The following is a 17,896-nucleotide window of genomic DNA, read 5'->3' on the forward strand; positions in this document are numbered from 1 at the left end:
GCTGGATCAGCTTGTAACGCTACAGATCAAGCCTTGATCTGGTAGAACGCTTCACGACCCGGATAGTAGGCGGCATCGCCCAGTTCTTCTTCGATGCGCAGCAACTGGTTGTACTTGGCCATGCGGTCGGAACGGCTCAGGGAGCCGGTCTTGATCTGCATGCAGTTGGTGGCTACGGCCAGATCGGCAATCGTGCTGTCTTCGGTTTCGCCGGAACGATGGCTCATCACCGAGGTGTAACGGTTGCGCTTGGCCAGATCGACGGCCTGCAGGGTTTCGGACAGCGAACCGATCTGGTTGACCTTGATCAGGATGGAGTTGCAGATGCCCTTCTTGATGCCTTCGGCCAGGATCTTGCTGTTGGTCACGAAGAGATCGTCGCCCACGAGTTGCACGCGTGCGCCCAGACGGTCGGTCAGGATCTTCCAGCCGTCCCAGTCACGCTCGCCCATGCCGTCTTCGATCGAAATGATCGGGTAGGCGTTGACGAGGCTTTCCAGGTAATCGACCTGCTGGGCGCTGGTCAGCTCGCGCTTGTCGCTCTTCTTGTACACGTACTTGCCGGTTTCCTTGTCGTAGAACTCGGAAGCCGCGCAGTCGAGGGCGATGCAGATGTCGGTGCCCCAGCCATAACCGGCCTTCTCGACCGCAGCCTTGAGCATGTCGAGCGCTTCTTCGGCGTTCTTCACGTCCGGCGCGAAACCGCCTTCGTCGCCGACCTGGGTCGGCAGGTGCTTGTCGTGCAGGATCTTCTTCAGGTTGTGGAACACTTCGGCGCCGTAACGCAGCGCTTCGCGGAAGGTCGGCGCGCCCACCGGGATGATCATCAGTTCCTGGAAATCCAGGCTGTTGCTGGCGTGTTCGCCGCCGTTGATCACGTTCATCATCGGCACCGGCAGCGCCATCGGGCCGGAACCTCCCACGTAGCGGTACAGCGGCAGGCCGGCTTCTTCGGCGGCGGCCTTGGCCACGGCCATGGAGACGGCGAGGATTGCGTTGGCACCCAGACGGCCCTTGTCTTCAGTGCCATCGAGATCGATCATGGTCTTGTCGATGAAAGCCTGTTCGGAAACATCCAGACCGATGATGGCTTCGCAAATCTCGGTATTGATGTTTTCAACCGCCTTCAGTACGCCCTTGCCCATGTAGCGGGACTTGTCGCCGTCGCGCAGTTCCAGGGCTTCACGCTCGCCGGTGGAGGCGCCGGACGGCACGGCCGCGCGGCCCATGACACCGGATTCCAGCAAAACATCGGCTTCAACAGTCGGGTTGCCGCGGGAATCCAGGATTTCGCGGGCGATGACTTCAACAATAGCGCTCATTTGCAAACCTCAAGTAGGTAGTTCAGAAGTACAACGTTGAAAGAGTGCCACGACTGGCATGGCTCGGATATATTCAACTGCATAAGAATCAGGTACTAATTTCGCACGGGTGCTCAAACCGGCGTCTATTTGGCGCACTCATGCAAGGGGTGCGCCTTGACCACTCGGTCGATATCTTTCAGCACCGCCAGCAGCTCGCGCATGCGCGGCAACGGCCAGGCATTCGGGCCGTCCGACAACGCCTTGGCCGGATCGGGGTGCGTTTCCATGAACAAACCAGAAATACCGGTCGCCACGGCTGCGCGCGCCAGCACCGGGACGAATTCACGCTGCCCGCCCGACGACGTGCCCTGCCCGCCCGGCAATTGCACCGAATGCGTGGCATCGAACACGACCGGGCAACCGGTTTCGCGCATGATCGCCAGGCTGCGCATGTCGCTGACCAGATTGTTGTAACCGAACGAAGCGCCGCGCTCGCAGACCAGAATGTTATCGATCCCGCCGTTGGCTTCCCTGGCCTTGTCGACGACATGCTTCATGTCGCCGGGCGCCATGAACTGGCCCTTCTTGATATTGACCGGCTTGCCGCAGGTCGCCACAGCCTGGATGAAATCGGTCTGGCGGCACAGGAATGCCGGGGTCTGCAGCACATCGACCACGGCTGCCACGGCCGGGATTTCCTGTTCGGTATGCACATCGGTCAGCACCGGCACGCCGATTTCGCGACGCACCCGCGCCAGAATCTCCAGCCCCTTGTCCATCCCCGGCCCGCGGAACGACTTGCCGGAACTGCGGTTGGCCTTGTCGTAGCTCGCCTTGAAGATGTAGGGAATCGCCAGCTCTTCGGCAATCGCCTTCATCTGCCCGGCAATATCCAGCGCCATCTGCTCGCTTTCGATCACGCAGGGGCCGGCGATCAGGAAAAACGGCTGATCGAGGCCAACTTCAAATCCGCAGAGTTTCATCGGGTACTCCGTGAGGAGTGAGGCGTGAAGGGTGAGGGGTAAAACACCTCACTCCTCTCTCCTCACCGGTTTAGCAAGACAAGCCTTCGCGACCGTTGTCCTTGGCGTAGGCAATCGCAGCCTCGACGAAGGACTTGAACAGCGGATGCCCGTCGCGCGGCGTGGAAGTGAATTCCGGGTGGAACTGGCAGGCGAAGAACCAGCGATGGTTCGGCAGCTCAACCGTTTCCACCAGTTGTTCGGCACCGGCCGACTTGCCGCTGATCTTGAGCCCTGCGCTTTCCAGGCGACCCAGATAGTGGTTGTTGACCTCATAACGGTGACGGTGGCGTTCGGTAATGACTTCGGCGCCGTAAACCTTCGCAGCCAGCGAACCGTTGGCCAAGCGGCATTCCTGCGCGCCCAGGCGCATGGTGCCGCCCATGTTGGAGTTTTCGTCGCGCTTTTCGATCTTGCCGTCACGATTGACCCACTCGTCGATCAGCGCCACCACCGGGTACGGGGTCTCCAGATCGAATTCCGTCGAGTTGGCACCGGCCATGCCGGCCATGTCGCGAGCATATTCGATCAGCGCAATCTGCATCCCCAGACAGATGCCGAGGTACGGGATGTTGTTCTCGCGCGCAAAACGCACCGCCTTGATCTTGCCTTCGACGCCGCGCTTGCCGAAGCCGCCCGGAACGAGGATGGCATCCATGTTCTTCAGGCAGTCGATGCCTTCGGTTTCAAGCGCCTCGGAATCAACGAAAGTGATCTTGACCTCGCTACCGGTGTGGATACCGGCATGCTTCAGCGCTTCGATCAGCGACTTGTACGATTCGGTCAGGTCGACATACTTGCCAACCATGGCGATATTGACCGTCTGCTGCGGCGAGTTGATCGCATCGACGATACGATCCCAGACCGAGAGATCGGCCTTCGGGATGTTGAGATGGAACTGGCGGCAAATGATCTCGTCGATTCCCTGATCGGACAATACGCGCGGAATCTGGTAAATGCTCGGCATGTCCGGGCAGGACACGACGGCGGCTTCCTGCACGTTGGTGAACAGGGCGATTTTCTTGCGCTCTTCGTCCGGCACCACGCGATCGGCGCGGCAGATCAGCACGTCGGGCTGAATGCCGATCTCGCGCAATTCCTTGACGCTGTGCTGGGTCGGCTTGGTCTTGATCTCGCCAGCCGCGGCGATGTACGGCACATAGGAAAGGTGCACGAAGCAGGTGTTTTCCTTGCCGAGCGTCACCCCCATCTGGCGGATGGCTTCAAGGAACGGCAGCGATTCGATGTCGCCCACCGTGCCACCGACCTCGACCACGGCGATATCCGCAGCACCTGCGCCCTGCTTGATGTTGAGCTTGATTTCGTCGGTGATATGCGGGATCACCTGCACTGTCTTGCCGAGGTAGTCTCCGCGGCGCTCCTTGCGGATGACGGATTCGTAAATCTGGCCGGTGGTAAAGTTGTTGCGCTTGGTCATCTTGGACGAGATGAAGCGCTCGTAATGGCCCAGATCCAGATCGGTCTCGGCGCCGTCTTCGGTCACGAACACCTCGCCGTGCTGGAAGGGGCTCATGGTACCCGGATCCACGTTGATGTAGGGATCCAGCTTCATCATGGTCACTTTCAGACCGCGGGATTCAAGAATGGCAGCAACAGACGCGGCAGCAATGCCCTTGCCCAGCGAGGAAACCACTCCGCCGGTAACAAAAATATACTTGGTCATGGCAGGCAAAGAAGATTGGAATCCCGTATTCTATCCGATGCCGCCCCCCCTCTCAATTGCGGATGAACCGTCTGTCACCACTTACCCAGCGAAGGTCTTGCGCCATGCCGGAAAATCCTCGCTTGTTCATTGCCCTCGCACCACCCCCAAAGACGCGGCGAGCGTTGGCAAATTTGCGCGACCGCCTTGCGCCCCAAATATCAGGTCACCCGGTCCCTTCAAGCAATCTGCATCTCACACTGGCATTTCTGGGGCAGGTTCCCCAACAACGGCACAAGACATTGCAGGAACTCATGCATGGACTTTCCTTGCCGGAGGGAAAAATCATCCTGGACGCCGTCGGCGCATTCCCCAAAGCCGGTGTGGTCTGGGCGGGCAGCAGTGCAGACAACCCGCAACTGGAAAACTTGGCCAAACAGGTGCGAACAACTTTGCTGGCGCATGACTTTGCTTTCGACAGCAAGCCATTCCAGACTCATGTCACGCTGTTTCGCAAGGCTAAACCCGTCCGGCAGGCCATTGAGCCGCCCATTGACTGGCAACTGACCGCCCCCCGGCTGTACGTTTCGGTCTCGACGCCCAACGGGGTGGTTTATCGGATCATGGAGTAATGCTTACAGCAATCCATCATCCGAATCGAGAAAAGAAGTTGACTGCGGCTGCGCCAGCTCCTGGCGCAATCGTTTACGGGAGAGCAGTTTTTCCTGCGCCGGCAACGGCAAATCCGTCAATCGCAGGATATTCTTGGTGATCAGAACATCGATCAGATCCTCGACGACCCGGATCAACTCTTCATCCAGCCCAGTAAAAAGCCTGGAATCTGCCGGAACACCCAAAAACCGGGCAATTTCCGGACTGTGCTGCGGCAAGAACTCTTGCGCATCCGGTTCGGAATGATGAAAAAGAGCTGTAATTTGCCCCTCGCTGTTTCTGCGCACATACGGCATGATGACACCCTCCTGCCATCATCTTAGCAGAACCCCTTTCCATCAGACGGACCGCACAAACAGAGATGAAACCCGAACTCGAAATCCTGCATTTCCCGGCAGAAAAAAATGCACATGCAACACCATTGCTGTTCTTGCACGGTGCCTACACGGGTGCCTGGAGCTGGGTGCCGTTTCTGACCCGATGCGCCGAAGAGGGATTCGATTCCTATGCCCTGAGTTTCCGCGGGCATGCCGGCAGCAAAAGCAACGAACACATCGACAGCCTGGGCATCGAAGATTTTGTCGATGATGTGGCAACAGCAATAGAACGCCTGCCTTCTCCTCCGGTGATCGTTGCCCACTCGATGGGCGGCTATGTGGCCCAGATCTATCTGGCTGATGGCGGAAAAGCCCGCGCACTGGCACTCCTATCGAGCGTCGCTCCTTACGGTGTCGGATTTTCAGCCTGGTATTTGGGCGTATCCAACCCCAAACTGCTGATCGAGCTCAATCGTTTCCAGCATGGTCTCATGACAGCCCCGCAAACAAGTACGCTGAAAGAGTTGCTGTTTTCGCCGGAAATGCCGGAAGAGGAATTGGCGCTTTTCGCCCTGCACGCCCAGCCAGAGTCGCAACGCGCCCTGAACGAGATGCTGGTTCCACAGCCATGGCGGCTATGGACCCTCCCCCGCTTGCCAGCCCTTGTTCTCGCTGCGGGAGACGACAAGATCATCCCCCCTGCCGACACTTGGGCAACAGCCAATGCGCTTGGCGTATTGCCCGAATTCATGCCGGGCATGGGACATGCGATGATGCTGGACGCCCAAAGGGATACCGTACTGGAACGCTTGCTGCTCTGGTTGAAAGAGGTGAACTGATCTCCTCCCCTCTCACTCGTCGGAATTGGGCATCCACTGGAACCCGCAGTTCAGGCAGCGACATGTGTATTCAACATGATGCGCCGGCAGATCGTTGGTTTCGATATCCTCCGCACCGGCATTGCATTCCGGACAGTGCGGCGGCTTGGAAAATTCGCAATGCGGGCCGTGGGAAAAATGGGGTTCTCCGGAATGCAAATGCAGCAAAACGTTTGCAGCTCCTTCGGTATATTTGTTCGACATTGCTCCGACTCCCTCTCTTTGGTCTCTTTGCCTGATTCTTGCTCAATTCCACTCAATTTGCGAGCGTTTATCACACGGCAAACGATAGTTTGACGCTATCACAAAAACTCAAAAAATTCATTTTGCATGTTGCGGCGCGATACCTAGAATGAAACTGCATCCGTATCCGGAACCTGAATCAGGATTCAAATTACCGCCAAACCCGCATCCATAAACGAAGGAGACCGCATCATGGCAATCAATATCGGCATTTCCGAGAAAGACAGGGAACGCACCGCAGCATCGCTCTCGCAAATGCTGGCAGACAGTTTCACCCTCTACCTCAAGACGCACAATTTCCACTGGAATGTCACCGGGCCAATGTTCCAGACCCTGCACATCATGTTCATGGACCAGTACACCGAACTGTGGAACGCCCTGGACATGATTGCCGAACGCATCCGCGCCCTCGGCTACCCAGCCCCAGGCTCCTACGCACGCTACATGGAACTCTCGAAGATCGAAGGCGAAGATGGCGTCCCCAAAGCCAAGGAAATGATCCGCCAACTGGTCGCTGGCCAGGAAGCCGTGATTCGTGCCGCGCGCGAAACCTTCAAGATTGCCGACGCTGCCGGCGATCAATCCACTGCCGATCTGATGACCCAGCGCATGGAAATCCATGAAAAAAACGCTTGGATGCTGCGCTCGCTACTGGAAGACGATACCGCCGAGCCCGCACCGGCGCCCAAGAAGAAACGCGCCAAGTAACTCATTGAATCACCAACAGGGGCCGAGTTAATCCGGCCCCTGTTTTATTTGCTCTGTGACTCCCTCACTCAACCACCTTCAGGCTCGCAAACGTATTCGTCATCCGGAATGTGATTGAACGCAATGCGCGCAGGTGCCGCCTCGCGAGACAGATAAGCCGCGCCCCAGTACAGCGTATGCTTGCCATAATGGGCATTGATCCAATCCACGGTACTGTCGAGCGCCGCCCGCGGATCGCAAGACTCGGAGGCAAAAAGATCCAGTGTCACCAATCTGCGTTCGGCCAGATCGGAAAACCACACCGCAGCAGCAAACGGGGTTGCCCGGCAAGCCCAGTCCGGCCGCTCGAACCACCACCGAGACAACATGCGGGTAAAGTCGAGCGTGCGGTCAGTCGGATCGAATGAACGCTCCATCACCCAGCGGCGCATACCGTCGCGCGTCGTAAATTTCACCTTCACGGCCAGATGCGCTGTCACCAGCCCGTGATGGCGCAGGCGCACCGCAGCCTTTTGCAGCAAGCGGTGCAAAACGGCCTCGACACCCTGCGCATGGCGCAGATGCGGCGGCAGAACATGCGAATGGCTGATTGAGCGCTTGCCCGGCGTTTCCACCTCGTGCACCTCACGTCCGCGCAGCAAGGCATGCAGGCGCTCGCCCGGGAAGCCATTCCAGACCTGGCGCATTTTCTCCAGCCGTGCCCGACACAGATGCTCGACCGTCACAATCCCGGCCGCCTTGAGCCGCGCCTCCATGTTGCAACCAATCCCGCACAGATCGCGTAACCCCAACCGGAACAAGGCATGCGGCAGATCGCGAGACTCCAGAACGATCAGGCCATCCGGTTTTTGCATGTCGCTCGCTGTCTTGGCCAGCCAGTCGTTGGACGCGATACCAATCGAGCAACGCAAACTGTCACCCACCCTCCGCACCGCCTGCTTGACTTGCAATGCCAGGGCGATGGCCGTCTCTTTTTCCCGGTCGCCCCCCATGAGCGAGCAAGCCATCTCGTCGATGGAACGCACCTTTTTCACCGGTAAACATCCATCCACCGCAGCCACCAGCCGGTGGTGGAAGTCGACATACAGATGCGGGCGCGCCTCGATCAGCACGATGTCCGGGCACAGTTCACGCGCCTGCCAGACCGTCGTACCGGTCTTCACCCCGAAACGCTTGGCCTCGTAACTGGCCGCGATGCAGCAGGTCGTTTCCGCCAGCATCGGCACCACGCCGACCGGCCGGCCGCGCAAGCGCCGCTCGACCTGCTGCTCGACCGAAGCAAAATAGGAATTGAAATCGACATACAGACTGCGCAGCGGTTCGTCCGGAAAATAACTTTCACGGTCACCGCAAGCTTGAACAGACATGCGCCACCCACAAACACAGAACGATCGTTCTATACTCTCAAAAGCAGCGTGTGTCGATCAAGCTTTTTCCGATCACCGCGGAGAAAACAGTTGCTCTTCCAGTTCGCCCGGTTGGCTGACAGTGCGCAAACGCTGGAAGGTCTCTCCGGCTTCCGGCCAAGTCTGGCGCAGGTAGTGAAGCCATTGTTTCATGCGGCCACACTGGTATTTGGGCAGGGTGCGCTGGCAAACAAGATCCCAGAAATCGCGCAGGAACGGCTGCAGGTCGCTCCAGACCAGTGCTGCGCCCTCGCCTTCCTTGATGATCCGCGCCAGGGCCGGGTTGGCGACCATGCCGCGTCCCAGCATGACGTCCTCGACGCCGCTGATTTCACGGCAGCGCCGGTAATCGTCCAGCGTCCAGATCTCGCCGTTGGCGACCACCGGAACATCCACCGCATCCCGGATGCGCCCCACCCACTCCCAGTGTGCAGGCGGCTTGTAGCCTTCTTCCTTGGTGCGGGCATGCACCACCAGCTCTTGGGCGCCACCGGCTTGCATGGCTTGGGCGCAGGCGATGGCCAGCGATTTGTCCTCATACCCGAGCCGCATCTTGGCCGAAAGCAGCATGCTCGGAGGAATTGCAGCGCGCACGGCGGCAACAATGGTCCGGATCCGCTCGGGATCGCGTAGCAGAATGGCGCCGCCGTGATGGCGATTGACGGTCTTGGCCGGACAGCCAAAGTTGAGATCGATGCCGGCAGGGTTGAGTTCAGCCAGGCGCGCAGCGTTGAGCGCCATCATGACAGGATCGGAACCCAGCAACTGCACGCGCACCGGCACGCCCGCCGAAGTTCGGCTTGCTTGGGTTAGCTCAGGGGCTATATGCAAAAAAGTGCGAACGGGCAGCCGGGAGCCAGAAACGCGCACGAACTCGGATACACACAAATCCACACCGCCAACGCGCGTCAAAATGTCACGCAGCACACAATCGAGAAGCCCCTCCATCGGGGCCAGCAGTATCCGCATGACAGGCTTAAACTTTCGTAATGGGAGGATATTTCAGCGCATTGAGCACCAGCTTGCGCTGCGTAGCCTGATCCAGATCCACACCGAGCACATCGGCCATGCGCACCAGATACAGGAGGATATCGGCCATCTCCTCGGAGATCGCCTGCAGTTTATCGGGAGCATCTTTCACGGCCTGCGATTCATCAGCGGTCAGCCACTGGAAATGCTCGACCAGTTCGGCCATCTCGACCGACATGGCCATCGCCAGATTCTTGGGCGTGTGATAACGCTCCCAGTCGCGCTCACGCGCGAATTCCCGCAGTTGCAGGATCAGTTCGTTCAGGTTCATTCTGACAATATCAAATGAGGCGCGAGAACCGGCCCACTGGAGCCTGTTCTCGCAAATAACGGTCAAAAACCATGGCAACGGAGCGAATAAGCAACCGGCCTTTGGGCAAAACCCGGATGCCTTCTTCGTCTATAGCGACAAGGCCATCCCTTGCATGCTGCTCAAGCAAGGCCAACTCCAGCGCGAAATATTCCCTGAAGTTCAACGAAAATTCCATCCCGATCCGACAAAAATCGAGTTCAAACTGGCACATCAGCTTCTGAATCACACTGCGACGCAACTCGTCGTCCTGATTCAGCGCGATCCCCCGGTCTGTCGCCAGTTGACCTGAATCAATCTTCGCATAATAATCTTCCAAGGTTTTAACGTTCTGGCAATACACGGTGCCGACCTTGCTGATCGCAGAAACGCCCAAAGCCAGCAGGTCGCAATCGGCATGGGTCGAGTAGCCCTGGAAATTCCGGTGCAACTCCCCGCGGCGTTGTGCTTCGGCCAGCTCATCATCCGGCAAGGCAAAGTGATCCATGCCGATAAAGACATAGCCGGCATCGACAATCTGTTCGATGCTGTTCTGCAGGATATCGAGCTTGGCTTCAGACGCCGGCAATTCTGCAGCATTGATACGCCGTTGCGGCATGAACCGCTCGGGCAGGTGGGCATAGTTATACAAAGCAATACGGTCGGGCCTGATCCGCAAAACCTGACCGATGGTTTCCCTGACGGATTCCACGCTCTGGCGTGGCAACCCGTAAATCAGGTCAACGCTAATGGAACGAAAATTGCTAGAGCGAGCAGCGTCAATAACGCGGCGCGTTTCTGCCTCACTTTGAACACGGTTGACGGCTTTTTGGACTTCAGCAGAGAAATCCTGAATTCCGACACTCATGCGGTTGAATCCAAGACCTGCCAGCAGGAGAACGGTTTCTTCGCTTACTTTGCGCGGATCCACTTCAATGGAGAATTCCCCCCCGTCCAACAAGTCAAAACGGGAAGCAACTGCATCCATCAGGCGCACAAACTGGTCATCCGACAGGAAAGTGGGCGTACCGCCCCCCAAGTGCAGTTGCCAGACTTGGGCTCGAAAAGGAAGCGAATCGGCCTGCAAATGGATTTCCCGCACGAGGCGGTCCAGATAACGATCCGCCTGTGCGCGATCCTTGGTGATCACTTTGTTGCAGGCGCAGTAGTAACAGACCGTATCGCAAAACGGGATGTGAAAATACAGGGAAAGCGGTTTCGCTGCATCGCCTTGCGCCACGCTGGACAAGGCATGGGCATGATCCGTAGCGCCAAAACCGGGAACGAAGCGGTCTGCCGTGGGGTAGGAAGTATAACGCGGCCCCTTGCCATCGTAACGGGCGATCAGTTCGCGATCGAAATCGACGGATTGCGTTGTTGAATGATGCAAATGCGACACACAAGCGCCCCGGCAAATGAGAATGGGATGCAAATTAATGGGTAAACGGGATGCACCACATTGACCTGCATCAAACATGCAGCTCAAAGAAGTCCGTTCTTGATTAATCAACTTACGTTTTTGAACAAGCCTATGTCCATGCTCTCGCCCATCCAGATACGAGAAGTATCCGCACGGCAACTGCGTCAGATGTGCTCGACCTGCAGTTTGCGCGAGCTGTGCCTGCCAGTCGGACTCAGCCCGGAAGAAATGCGGCAACTGGACTCGATCATCTGCCAGGGACGCCACATCAAGCGCGGCGAAGGGCTTTATCGCGCAGGGGAACCATTTCGCTCGCTGCATGCCGTTCGCGTGGGCTTTTTCAAATCCAGCGTCATTTCAGAAGATGGTCGCGAACAGGTAACCGGGTTTCACATGTCCGGTGAGTTAATGGGGATGGACGCCATATGTTCGGATGCCCACGCCTGCGATGCCATTGCCCTGGAAGACAGCGAAGTATGCGAACTGCCTTTCGATGAAATCCAGACACTTGCACGCAACGTTCCCATCTTGCAGCATCATCTCTACAAGATCATGAGCCGGGAAATCGTGCGCGATCACAACGTCATGCTACTCTTGGGCAACATGAAAGCAGAGGAACGGCTAGCCGCCTTCCTGCTCAACCTGTCCCAACGTTTCGCCTTGCGCGGCTATTCGGCGACCAGCTTCCACTTGCGCATGACCCGCGAAGAAATCGGCAGCTACCTTGGCCTCAAGCTGGAAACGGTCAGCCGCATTCTGTCGCGTTTCCAGGAACAAGGGCTGATCAAGGTACAAAACCGCCTTATTGAAATCATCAGCCATGACGGTCTGAAAGCAATTTTGAGCACCAACCCGCGCTAGAGAGGAATAACGCATGCGAGTCATCATCACTTTGCCCGCACGACTCGTTGAGCCTGTCTCGGCAAGACTCGCAGCGCTTCCACCCCATGCAGCCGAAGTCCTGCTGCACGAGGTCGAAAGTTCGGCCCCTGTTCCTGATCTTCATCCAGGCGACGGTTTATTGACCCTGCAGCCAACCGACATGGAAATGGCACGCCAAACCGCGGAATCTGCATCTTCTGCCCAGATACACTATGGCGAGATTGCCCTGCTTGAAACGCCGCTGGGAAAACAATACGGCTTCATGATCGCAGCTGCTGGCACCCCGCTGGATCTTCACGCTCTATCGCCCGTGATCAACGCCCTCTCTCCTGGTCCTTATGCCTGGTGGCACGTGGGTCACGCAGGAGCAGCCGCCTTCCTCCTCCTGTTGTTGCGACATCTAGAACTTGCCACCCAGCAACCGATCGACATCTCCAATCCGCTCCCGCAACTCGTCCAGCTTGCCGCCTTGCAGAAACAAGCCGGTGTTCTGTCCGAAGCGTTCCTTTCGCAGACGGAAGGCGAGCATTTCGTGGCCGCACTTGCCGACCGTCAACATGCCTTGGCTTCGTTTCTTGATGGCGCGGAATCGCCTGCTCGCCAGATTGCGCGGATGATCCACCTGTTTGCCAAGACTCCATCCACCGCTGACTGATCCCCCCCTGTCAAAGCCCCCCCTTACGAACATCTCCGTTTTCAGATATTAGAAATCACTAATATTTGACAAACCACAACAAAACACTTACAGCGCGGCGCAAAGAAAATGCAAGCGCTGTAAAAAATCACGCCATTTCCTCAACTGCGAGTTTGCGGTGCCACATTTCACCATCTAGTATTTGTAAAGACAGCCACTCGGGGCCATGAAAAATGAAAACAGTAATGCTGGTAGACGATTCAACCACTGTCCTGCTTTCAATTTCAGCAATACTTCAGAAAGCAGGTTATTCAACCAAACAAGCCAGCAATGCGGAAGCGGCCATGGCCGAGTTCAACAAGGGCTTCAAACCGGATCTGCTGATCACCGACTTGCACATGCCCGGAATGAACGGCATCGAGTTCATCAAATGTGTGCGCAAGTTGCCTACGCACAAATTCATGCCGATTCTTTTCCTCACCACCGAATCTCACCAGGAAAAACGCATGGAAGCCAAGGCCGCCGGTGCCTCCGGCTGGTTGGTCAAGCCCGTCCAGGCCGATGCATTGCTGCAAACGCTTGGTGTAGTCCTGCGCTAGGGAGATCAACGATGATACCCCGCGCTGATTTGCACAAACATCTGCTTTTTACGACCGTCGGCGCGAGCGCCATTTGTGGCCTGATAGCCTCTCTTCACTGGATGCTGCCGCAAGATGTTGGCATGCCCGGTACCTTATTGGGTTGGGGCATGCTGTGGGTATCGCTGTTTGTTGCGGGGAAAGTGCTGGGCGTATGCGTTCGCCGTTTTGAGCTATGGGTCCCGGAAAAACACGTCCACGCCGCAAACCACAAGGATTCATGCGAAGAAATTGTCAGGGTGGTCATCGACGATCTGCGCAGGATTTCCGAATTGCGCAAGCTATTGCAAGGTCACCTGTTACAAATCAACAGCGACGGAGAAACCGAGGCCACCGCGCTGATCGAAAACCTAAAACGCATGGATGAACAGAACCAGCATCTGGCAGAAGACTTCAAAGGAGTGAGCGCCACGGTTCACGAAATGATGAAGGATTGGGATAACCAGCAGGACGGCAACCAGCGCACGCTGGGACGTTTCTGGAAATACGCAGCCTCGCGCCACGAGATCAATGAAAAGCAGCTCACCAGCGTACAACAGGTCACCGAAGAAGCGCGCCAGCTCAACAACCTGACAGGGCTCATTCGTGCGATCGCCAAAGAAACCAACATGCTGGCATTGAATGCCGCCATCGAAGCCGCCCGCGCAGGGGAAGCCGGACGCGGTTTTGCCGTGGTAGCTGACGAAGTGCGCAAACTTTCCGAACAAAGCGCCAAAGCAGCACAGGAAATCGAAACCGGCATCACCCGCGTAGCCACCTCCATAGAAACGCAACTGGGCAACAGCATCGATCAGGAGCGCGCGGCCCAGGAACAGGACACCCTCACCAAGCTGGTCAACCAGATGGTGCAAATGGACACCAGCCGTTCCGACCTGATTTCCCAGTTGAACAACGTCGTATCCAAGATGGAAACCCATCAGGACACGCAATCGTCCCAGATCATCACCCTGCTCTCCAGCATCCAGTTCCAGGATGTCATCCGCCAGCAAGTCGAGCTGGTCGATTCCGGGCTGGAAGAACTCAACCAGCACCTGCAGGAACTGGCCAATCTACTGGCTGATCCGGCATCGCTGCTTTCCGAGCGCCAGGCATTGAGCGACCGGATCGATAAACTACTGAAGCACTATGTCATGGACAGCCAGCGCAAAGTACATGGCGAGGTTTCCGGAAAGACCACAGCAACAAACAGTGCTCCCAGCATAGAGCTTTTCTGAGTGAGCAAAGAGGATTGGTCATGTCTGAACTTGTCCCGGAATATCCACTGACCGGCGACCTGACGATTTACCAGGTAGCCGAACTCAAACCACGCCTGGAAAACTGGCTGCAGCAAGCCGACCCCCGCCTGGAAATCGATCTGGCCGGCATCGAAAACATTGATTCCGCCGGACTGCAGTTGCTTGCGCTGCTCAAACAGGAAAGCCTCGCTCAGGGCAAAACCCTGTGCCTGCGCAATCACTCGCCTGCGGTACAACATTTATACGAAAAGCTCAATGTCGCGGCCTTCTTTGGAGACCCGCTGGTTCTTTCTGCGCAGGGGGAAAAGTAAATGGATGCGCTTCAGGAAGCATTCGTCACCGAGGTCCGCGAACTGATCGCGCAAATGGAAGACGGCCTGATGGCGCTGGAAAAATCGCCTTCGGACGAATTGCTGCACGCAGTCTTTCGCAGCGCGCACACGATCAAGGGTGCTGCAGCTACAGTCAACTGTTCCAGTATCGCCAACTTCACCCATGTCCTGGAAAACACGCTGGACTCCCTGCGCCAGCATCTGCGCGCGCTGGAACCCGGCTTGATTGAATCGCTACTGGCCTCTGTCGATCACTTGCGCTTACTGGTGGACCTTTTTGCCAATGGTAATGACGAACTGCGCGACGACATGGTCAACACCCAAAGCAGTTTGCTCGCCCAGTTAGAGCGCAGCGAAGTATCCTGCACTCAAACTGTTCCCAGAGAAGGCCGGGACTGCTGGCATCTCTCAGTACGGCTCAACCGTGATCTCTATCGACAAGGGCAAGACCCGCTGGTCCTGCTGGAAGCTCTTGGCGAGATCGGCCATATCCTGCGTATCGATACCATCCTCGACGGGCTCCCGTCGCTGTATGAAGCCGACCCGGAAGACTGCCTGTTTGGCTTTGAGATCCAGTTTGCCAGCGACTGCAGCAAAGCGCAGATTGAGCAAATCTTCATGTTCGCTACCGACGAAGGCTTCCTGCGCCTCATCCCGCCTAACGCCCACACCGAGGAATACCTTGAACTGATCCGGACCATGCCGGACAACCCGATGCGCTTGGGCGAAATTTTGCTCAAGGCCGGAGCCATCACGGAAGCTGAACTTCATGCCGGCTTGGCAGAGCAACAGGAATGCAAGGATGCCCCCCTCGGCGAGGTGCTGGTAGCCAAGGGTTCCGCTACGCCGACAGTCATCGCTGCCGCGGTCGAACAGCAGCAAGCGGTACGCGAACGCATGAACAAGGAATCGCGCCTGATCAAGGTACCGGCAGAAAAACTGGATTATCTGATCAATCTGGTCGGCGAGCTGGTGATATCCAGCGCAGGCACACACATGATCGCCACCGCCTGCGGACAGCGCGCCATCCTTGAATCTCTGCAGGGATTAAGCCGCCTGACCGAAGCTATCCGCGATTCAGCGCTGCAATTGCGCATGGTACCGATTGGAGAATTATTCAATCGCTATCAGCGGGTCGTTCGCGACAACGCCCGCGAATTGGGTAAAAAGATTGAATTTGTCACCGATGGCGCCGAAACCGAACTCGACAAATCGCTGGTAGAAAAACTGGCCGACCCTTTGATGCATCTCGTGCGCAATGCCATTGACCACGGCATCGAAGCCGTCGAGGCCCGCAAGGCAGCAGGCAAGCCAGAAACCGGCACGTTGAGCCTGCTGGCCTGGCACGATTCCGGCAACGTCTGGATCGAAGTAGGCGATGACGGGCGCGGCCTCAATACCGAGCGCATCCGCCAAAAAGCCATCGCCAATGGTCTGATCAACGAAGACACCTACCTGAGCGATGCCGAGACGCTGAACCTGATCTTCGAACCCGGCTTCTCCACGGCGGAAGAAGTAACCTCGCTCTCAGGGCGCGGCGTGGGCATGGATGTGGTTCGCCGTGCGATCAAAAGCCTGCGCGGCGACATCCACATCGTCAACCGCCCCGGGCTCGGGGCCTCCTTCCGCATTCGCCTGCCGCTCACACTGGCCATCATCGACGGCTTCCTGCTGAAGATCGGCAAGCACGGTTTTGTTGCACCGCTGGACACGGTCCAGGAATGCCTGGAATGGCAGGAATCGAACCGGATTCCCGGCAGCGACTGCATGAAGCTGCGAGGGGAAGCGCTACCTTGCGTACGGCTGGGCGAGCTTTTTGGTCTGGAAACACCCCCAGCCAAACGGGAAAATGTGATCGTCGTCAACACGGAAAATGGTCGCCTCGGTCTGATCGTCGATCAGCTCGCCGGGCAATGCCAGACCGTGGTCAAGCCGCTTGGCGAATTGTTCAGACCACTCAAGGGCATTGCCGGTTCGACCATACTGGGCAACGGAGAGGTTGCGCTGATCATCGACCTGCAAGGGCTGATGGAGCTGCAGCAACTACGTGCGGCCGGTGCCTCGGCCAGACAAATTAACCTGCTCTCGCTGAGTACTGAAAACACGGCTTCGGCCAAAATCGCATCATGAAACAACATCCCCATCCATGAAATTGCCCGACAGGACAAGCCAATTTTCGAGGGAAATAAAAATGAAACTGACTTTAGCCCAACGCCTGATGGCCATTATTCTCAGCTCCGTTGCTGTCTTGATCGTAGTTGGGTTAGTGGGGGTATTCCAGACCAGATCAGTGGCCAACAACCTCGAATACATCAATAGCAAGACTTTGCCCGGCGTTGCCGCGCTCAACGAAGCTGAAACGTCTTACCTGCGTCTACGTTTCTTGGCGGTACGGACATTGAACATCACCGATCCTGCCCAGCTCGCACAGGAAGACAAAAAGATCAAGGCCGCACAAGCCAGCATGGAAAAAGCGTTTGCCCTGTACGAAAAGGACTTCATCAAGGACGAAACCGACAAACAACTCATGGCCGCAGACAAAGCCAGTCTTCAGGTCTATATGCAGGCCCTGAACAAATTCATGCATCACATGCAACGCCGGGAAACAGAGAAAGCCGTCGAGGTCAGCCTGAAAGAAGCCGCACCCGCCAACGCAAAATTCCAGGCGGCCTTCGATGCCCACGTCGAATACAACAAGAAACTGACCGGCGAGCTGCAAAAATCATCTGCCGAAGCTGCACGCCGCGGCATGATGATTTCCTGGGTACTCATCGTTCTGGGGGCGGTTGGCACGATTCTGTTCGGCATCATCCTTGCACGCAGCGTCCTGCGCCAGATCGGGGGCGAACCAGACGCAGTGATGAAGGCGGCCAACGAGATCGCCAGCGGCAACCTCTCCGTCAACATGGACCTCAAGGCCGGCGACCAGACCAGCGTCGTCGCCGCCATGCAACGTGTCATCCTCGCCGTCCGCGCCATGGCTGAAGACGCCAACCGTCTGGTGGAATCTGCGCTGCAAGGCAGGCTCTCCGTACGCGCCGACGTTTCCCGCCATCAGGGCGACTATCGCAAGGTCATCGAAGGCGTGAACCAGACACTCGATGCCGTCATCGGTCCGCTCAACGCCGCCGCCGACCATATCGCCCGCATCGCCGCCGGCAACCTGCCTCCCCGGATCACCGAGGAATACCGTGGCGATTTCAATGCCCTCAAGCAGAACATCA

18 protein-coding genes are annotated in these 17,896 nt (G+C 57.2%); 10 read left to right on the top strand and 8 right to left on the bottom strand.

Annotation, left to right across the window (positions count from 1 at the left end; translation table 11 throughout):
- Nucleotides 1-26 precede the first annotated feature (26 nt).
- From eno to pyrG, 3 genes are all read right to left on the bottom strand, one after another.
- Nucleotides 27-1,322: a phosphopyruvate hydratase gene (gene eno / locus BMZ36_RS05050; RefSeq protein ID WP_091192189.1), complete on the bottom strand. Its 1,296-nt coding sequence runs from the start codon at nt 1,320-1,322 to the stop codon at nt 27-29.
- A 125-nt stretch (nt 1,323-1,447) separates the two neighbouring features.
- On the bottom strand, nt 1,448-2,287 hold the full coding sequence (gene kdsA, locus BMZ36_RS05055; RefSeq protein ID WP_091192192.1) for a 3-deoxy-8-phosphooctulonate synthase: 840 nt from the start codon (nt 2,285-2,287) through the stop codon (nt 1,448-1,450).
- Nucleotides 2,288-2,357: 70 nt separating this feature from the next.
- A complete protein-coding gene (pyrG, locus tag BMZ36_RS05060; protein ID WP_091192195.1) occupies nt 2,358-4,010 on the bottom strand; it encodes a CTP synthase in 1,653 nt (550 codons plus the stop codon).
- Between the two features lie 104 nt (nt 4,011-4,114).
- On the opposite strand from pyrG, the gene thpR reads away from it, so the two are divergent.
- Nucleotides 4,115-4,621, top strand: a complete 507-nt coding sequence (gene thpR, locus BMZ36_RS05065; protein ID WP_177187785.1) for an RNA 2',3'-cyclic phosphodiesterase — start codon at nt 4,115-4,117, stop codon at nt 4,619-4,621.
- Between the two features lie 3 nt (nt 4,622-4,624).
- Here the strand turns inward: thpR and BMZ36_RS05070 are convergent, their stop codons facing one another.
- The gene (locus BMZ36_RS05070) at nt 4,625-4,957 is read right to left on the bottom strand and encodes a hypothetical protein (RefSeq protein WP_091192202.1); all 333 of its coding nucleotides are present in this window, start codon (nt 4,955-4,957) and stop codon (nt 4,625-4,627) included.
- Nucleotides 4,958-5,022: 65 nt separating this feature from the next.
- On the opposite strand from BMZ36_RS05070, the gene BMZ36_RS05075 reads away from it, so the two are divergent.
- Nucleotides 5,023-5,817, top strand: coding sequence for an alpha/beta hydrolase (locus BMZ36_RS05075; RefSeq protein WP_091192204.1), 795 nt, complete (start codon nt 5,023-5,025; stop codon nt 5,815-5,817).
- A 480-nt stretch (nt 5,818-6,297) separates the two neighbouring features.
- Nucleotides 6,298-6,807 carry a Dps family protein gene (locus tag BMZ36_RS05085; protein WP_444542565.1) on the top strand — a complete coding sequence of 170 codons (510 nt, stop codon included), beginning with the start codon at nt 6,298-6,300 and terminating at the stop codon, nt 6,805-6,807.
- 68 nt (nt 6,808-6,875) lie between these two features.
- Here the strand turns inward: BMZ36_RS05085 and BMZ36_RS05090 are convergent, their stop codons facing one another.
- The 4 genes from BMZ36_RS05090 to hemN all read right to left on the bottom strand — a co-directional run bounded on the left by BMZ36_RS05090 (nt 6,876) and on the right by hemN (nt 11,008).
- Nucleotides 6,876-8,174: a DNA polymerase Y family protein gene (locus BMZ36_RS05090; protein WP_091192213.1), complete on the bottom strand. Its 1,299-nt coding sequence runs from the start codon at nt 8,172-8,174 to the stop codon at nt 6,876-6,878.
- Nucleotides 8,175-8,246: 72 nt separating this feature from the next.
- Entirely contained in the window at nt 8,247-9,182 is a 936-nt protein-coding gene (locus BMZ36_RS05095) for a tRNA dihydrouridine synthase (protein WP_091192217.1), read from the bottom strand.
- 7 nt (nt 9,183-9,189) lie between these two features.
- Nucleotides 9,190-9,513, bottom strand: a complete 324-nt coding sequence (locus BMZ36_RS05100) for a nucleotide pyrophosphohydrolase (RefSeq protein WP_091192219.1) — start codon at nt 9,511-9,513, stop codon at nt 9,190-9,192.
- Between the two features lie 10 nt (nt 9,514-9,523).
- Nucleotides 9,524-11,008, bottom strand: a complete 1,485-nt coding sequence (gene hemN / locus BMZ36_RS05105) for an oxygen-independent coproporphyrinogen III oxidase (RefSeq protein WP_091192222.1) — start codon at nt 11,006-11,008, stop codon at nt 9,524-9,526.
- 60 nt (nt 11,009-11,068) lie between these two features.
- On the opposite strand from hemN, the gene fnr reads away from it, so the two are divergent.
- The 7 genes from fnr to BMZ36_RS05140 form a co-directional block, all read left to right on the top strand.
- Nucleotides 11,069-11,812 (top strand): fumarate/nitrate reduction transcriptional regulator Fnr, encoded by a 744-nt coding sequence (gene fnr, locus BMZ36_RS05110; RefSeq protein WP_091192288.1) that lies wholly within the window; start codon nt 11,069-11,071, stop codon nt 11,810-11,812.
- 13 nt (nt 11,813-11,825) lie between these two features.
- Entirely contained in the window at nt 11,826-12,488 is a 663-nt protein-coding gene (locus BMZ36_RS05115) for a hypothetical protein (RefSeq protein ID WP_143085973.1), read from the top strand.
- Between the two features lie 224 nt (nt 12,489-12,712).
- Nucleotides 12,713-13,066, top strand: coding sequence for a response regulator (locus BMZ36_RS05120; RefSeq protein WP_245747781.1), 354 nt, complete (start codon nt 12,713-12,715; stop codon nt 13,064-13,066).
- Between the two features lie 122 nt (nt 13,067-13,188).
- Nucleotides 13,189-14,319: a methyl-accepting chemotaxis protein gene (locus BMZ36_RS05125; RefSeq protein ID WP_177187786.1), complete on the top strand. Its 1,131-nt coding sequence runs from the start codon at nt 13,189-13,191 to the stop codon at nt 14,317-14,319.
- A gap of 20 nt (nt 14,320-14,339) precedes the next feature.
- On the top strand, nt 14,340-14,651 hold the full coding sequence (locus BMZ36_RS05130) for an STAS domain-containing protein (RefSeq protein WP_091192233.1): 312 nt from the start codon (nt 14,340-14,342) through the stop codon (nt 14,649-14,651).
- On the top strand, nt 14,652-16,802 hold the full coding sequence (locus BMZ36_RS05135; protein WP_091192236.1) for a chemotaxis protein CheA: 2,151 nt from the start codon (nt 14,652-14,654) through the stop codon (nt 16,800-16,802).
- 61 nt (nt 16,803-16,863) lie between these two features.
- The coding region (locus BMZ36_RS05140; protein ID WP_177187787.1) for an MCP four helix bundle domain-containing protein at nt 16,864-17,896 on the top strand (1,033 nt) is incomplete at its 3' end.

Source organism: Formivibrio citricus, from assembly GCF_900115065.1.
GTDB classification, from domain to species: domain Bacteria; phylum Pseudomonadota; class Gammaproteobacteria; order Burkholderiales; family Chitinibacteraceae; genus Formivibrio; species Formivibrio citricus.

Excerpts from the sequence above, each read along its gene's own strand:
- eno (WP_091192189.1), bottom strand. The coding sequence starts at position 1,322 with ATGAGCGCTATTGTTGAAGTCATCGCCCGCGAAATCCTGGATTCCCGC.
- kdsA (WP_091192192.1), bottom strand. The coding sequence starts at position 2,287 with ATGAAACTCTGCGGATTTGAAGTTGGCCTCGATCAGCCGTTTTTCCTG.
- pyrG (WP_091192195.1), bottom strand. The coding sequence starts at position 4,010 with ATGACCAAGTATATTTTTGTTACCGGCGGAGTGGTTTCCTCGCTGGGC.
- thpR (WP_177187785.1), top strand. The coding sequence starts at position 4,115 with ATGCCGGAAAATCCTCGCTTGTTCATTGCCCTCGCACCACCCCCAAAG.
- BMZ36_RS05070 (WP_091192202.1), bottom strand. The coding sequence starts at position 4,957 with ATGCCGTATGTGCGCAGAAACAGCGAGGGGCAAATTACAGCTCTTTTT.
- BMZ36_RS05075 (WP_091192204.1), top strand. The coding sequence starts at position 5,023 with ATGAAACCCGAACTCGAAATCCTGCATTTCCCGGCAGAAAAAAATGCA.
- BMZ36_RS05090 (WP_091192213.1), bottom strand. The coding sequence starts at position 8,174 with ATGTCTGTTCAAGCTTGCGGTGACCGTGAAAGTTATTTTCCGGACGAA.
- BMZ36_RS05095 (WP_091192217.1), bottom strand. The coding sequence starts at position 9,182 with ATGCGGATACTGCTGGCCCCGATGGAGGGGCTTCTCGATTGTGTGCTG.
- BMZ36_RS05100 (WP_091192219.1), bottom strand. The coding sequence starts at position 9,513 with ATGAACCTGAACGAACTGATCCTGCAACTGCGGGAATTCGCGCGTGAG.
- hemN (WP_091192222.1), bottom strand. The coding sequence starts at position 11,008 with ATGTTTGATGCAGGTCAATGTGGTGCATCCCGTTTACCCATTAATTTG.
- fnr (WP_091192288.1), top strand. The coding sequence starts at position 11,069 with ATGCTCTCGCCCATCCAGATACGAGAAGTATCCGCACGGCAACTGCGT.
- BMZ36_RS05115 (WP_143085973.1), top strand. The coding sequence starts at position 11,826 with ATGCGAGTCATCATCACTTTGCCCGCACGACTCGTTGAGCCTGTCTCG.
- BMZ36_RS05120 (WP_245747781.1), top strand. The coding sequence starts at position 12,713 with ATGCTGGTAGACGATTCAACCACTGTCCTGCTTTCAATTTCAGCAATA.
- BMZ36_RS05125 (WP_177187786.1), top strand. The coding sequence starts at position 13,189 with ATGCCCGGTACCTTATTGGGTTGGGGCATGCTGTGGGTATCGCTGTTT.
- BMZ36_RS05130 (WP_091192233.1), top strand. The coding sequence starts at position 14,340 with ATGTCTGAACTTGTCCCGGAATATCCACTGACCGGCGACCTGACGATT.
- BMZ36_RS05135 (WP_091192236.1), top strand. The coding sequence starts at position 14,652 with ATGGATGCGCTTCAGGAAGCATTCGTCACCGAGGTCCGCGAACTGATC.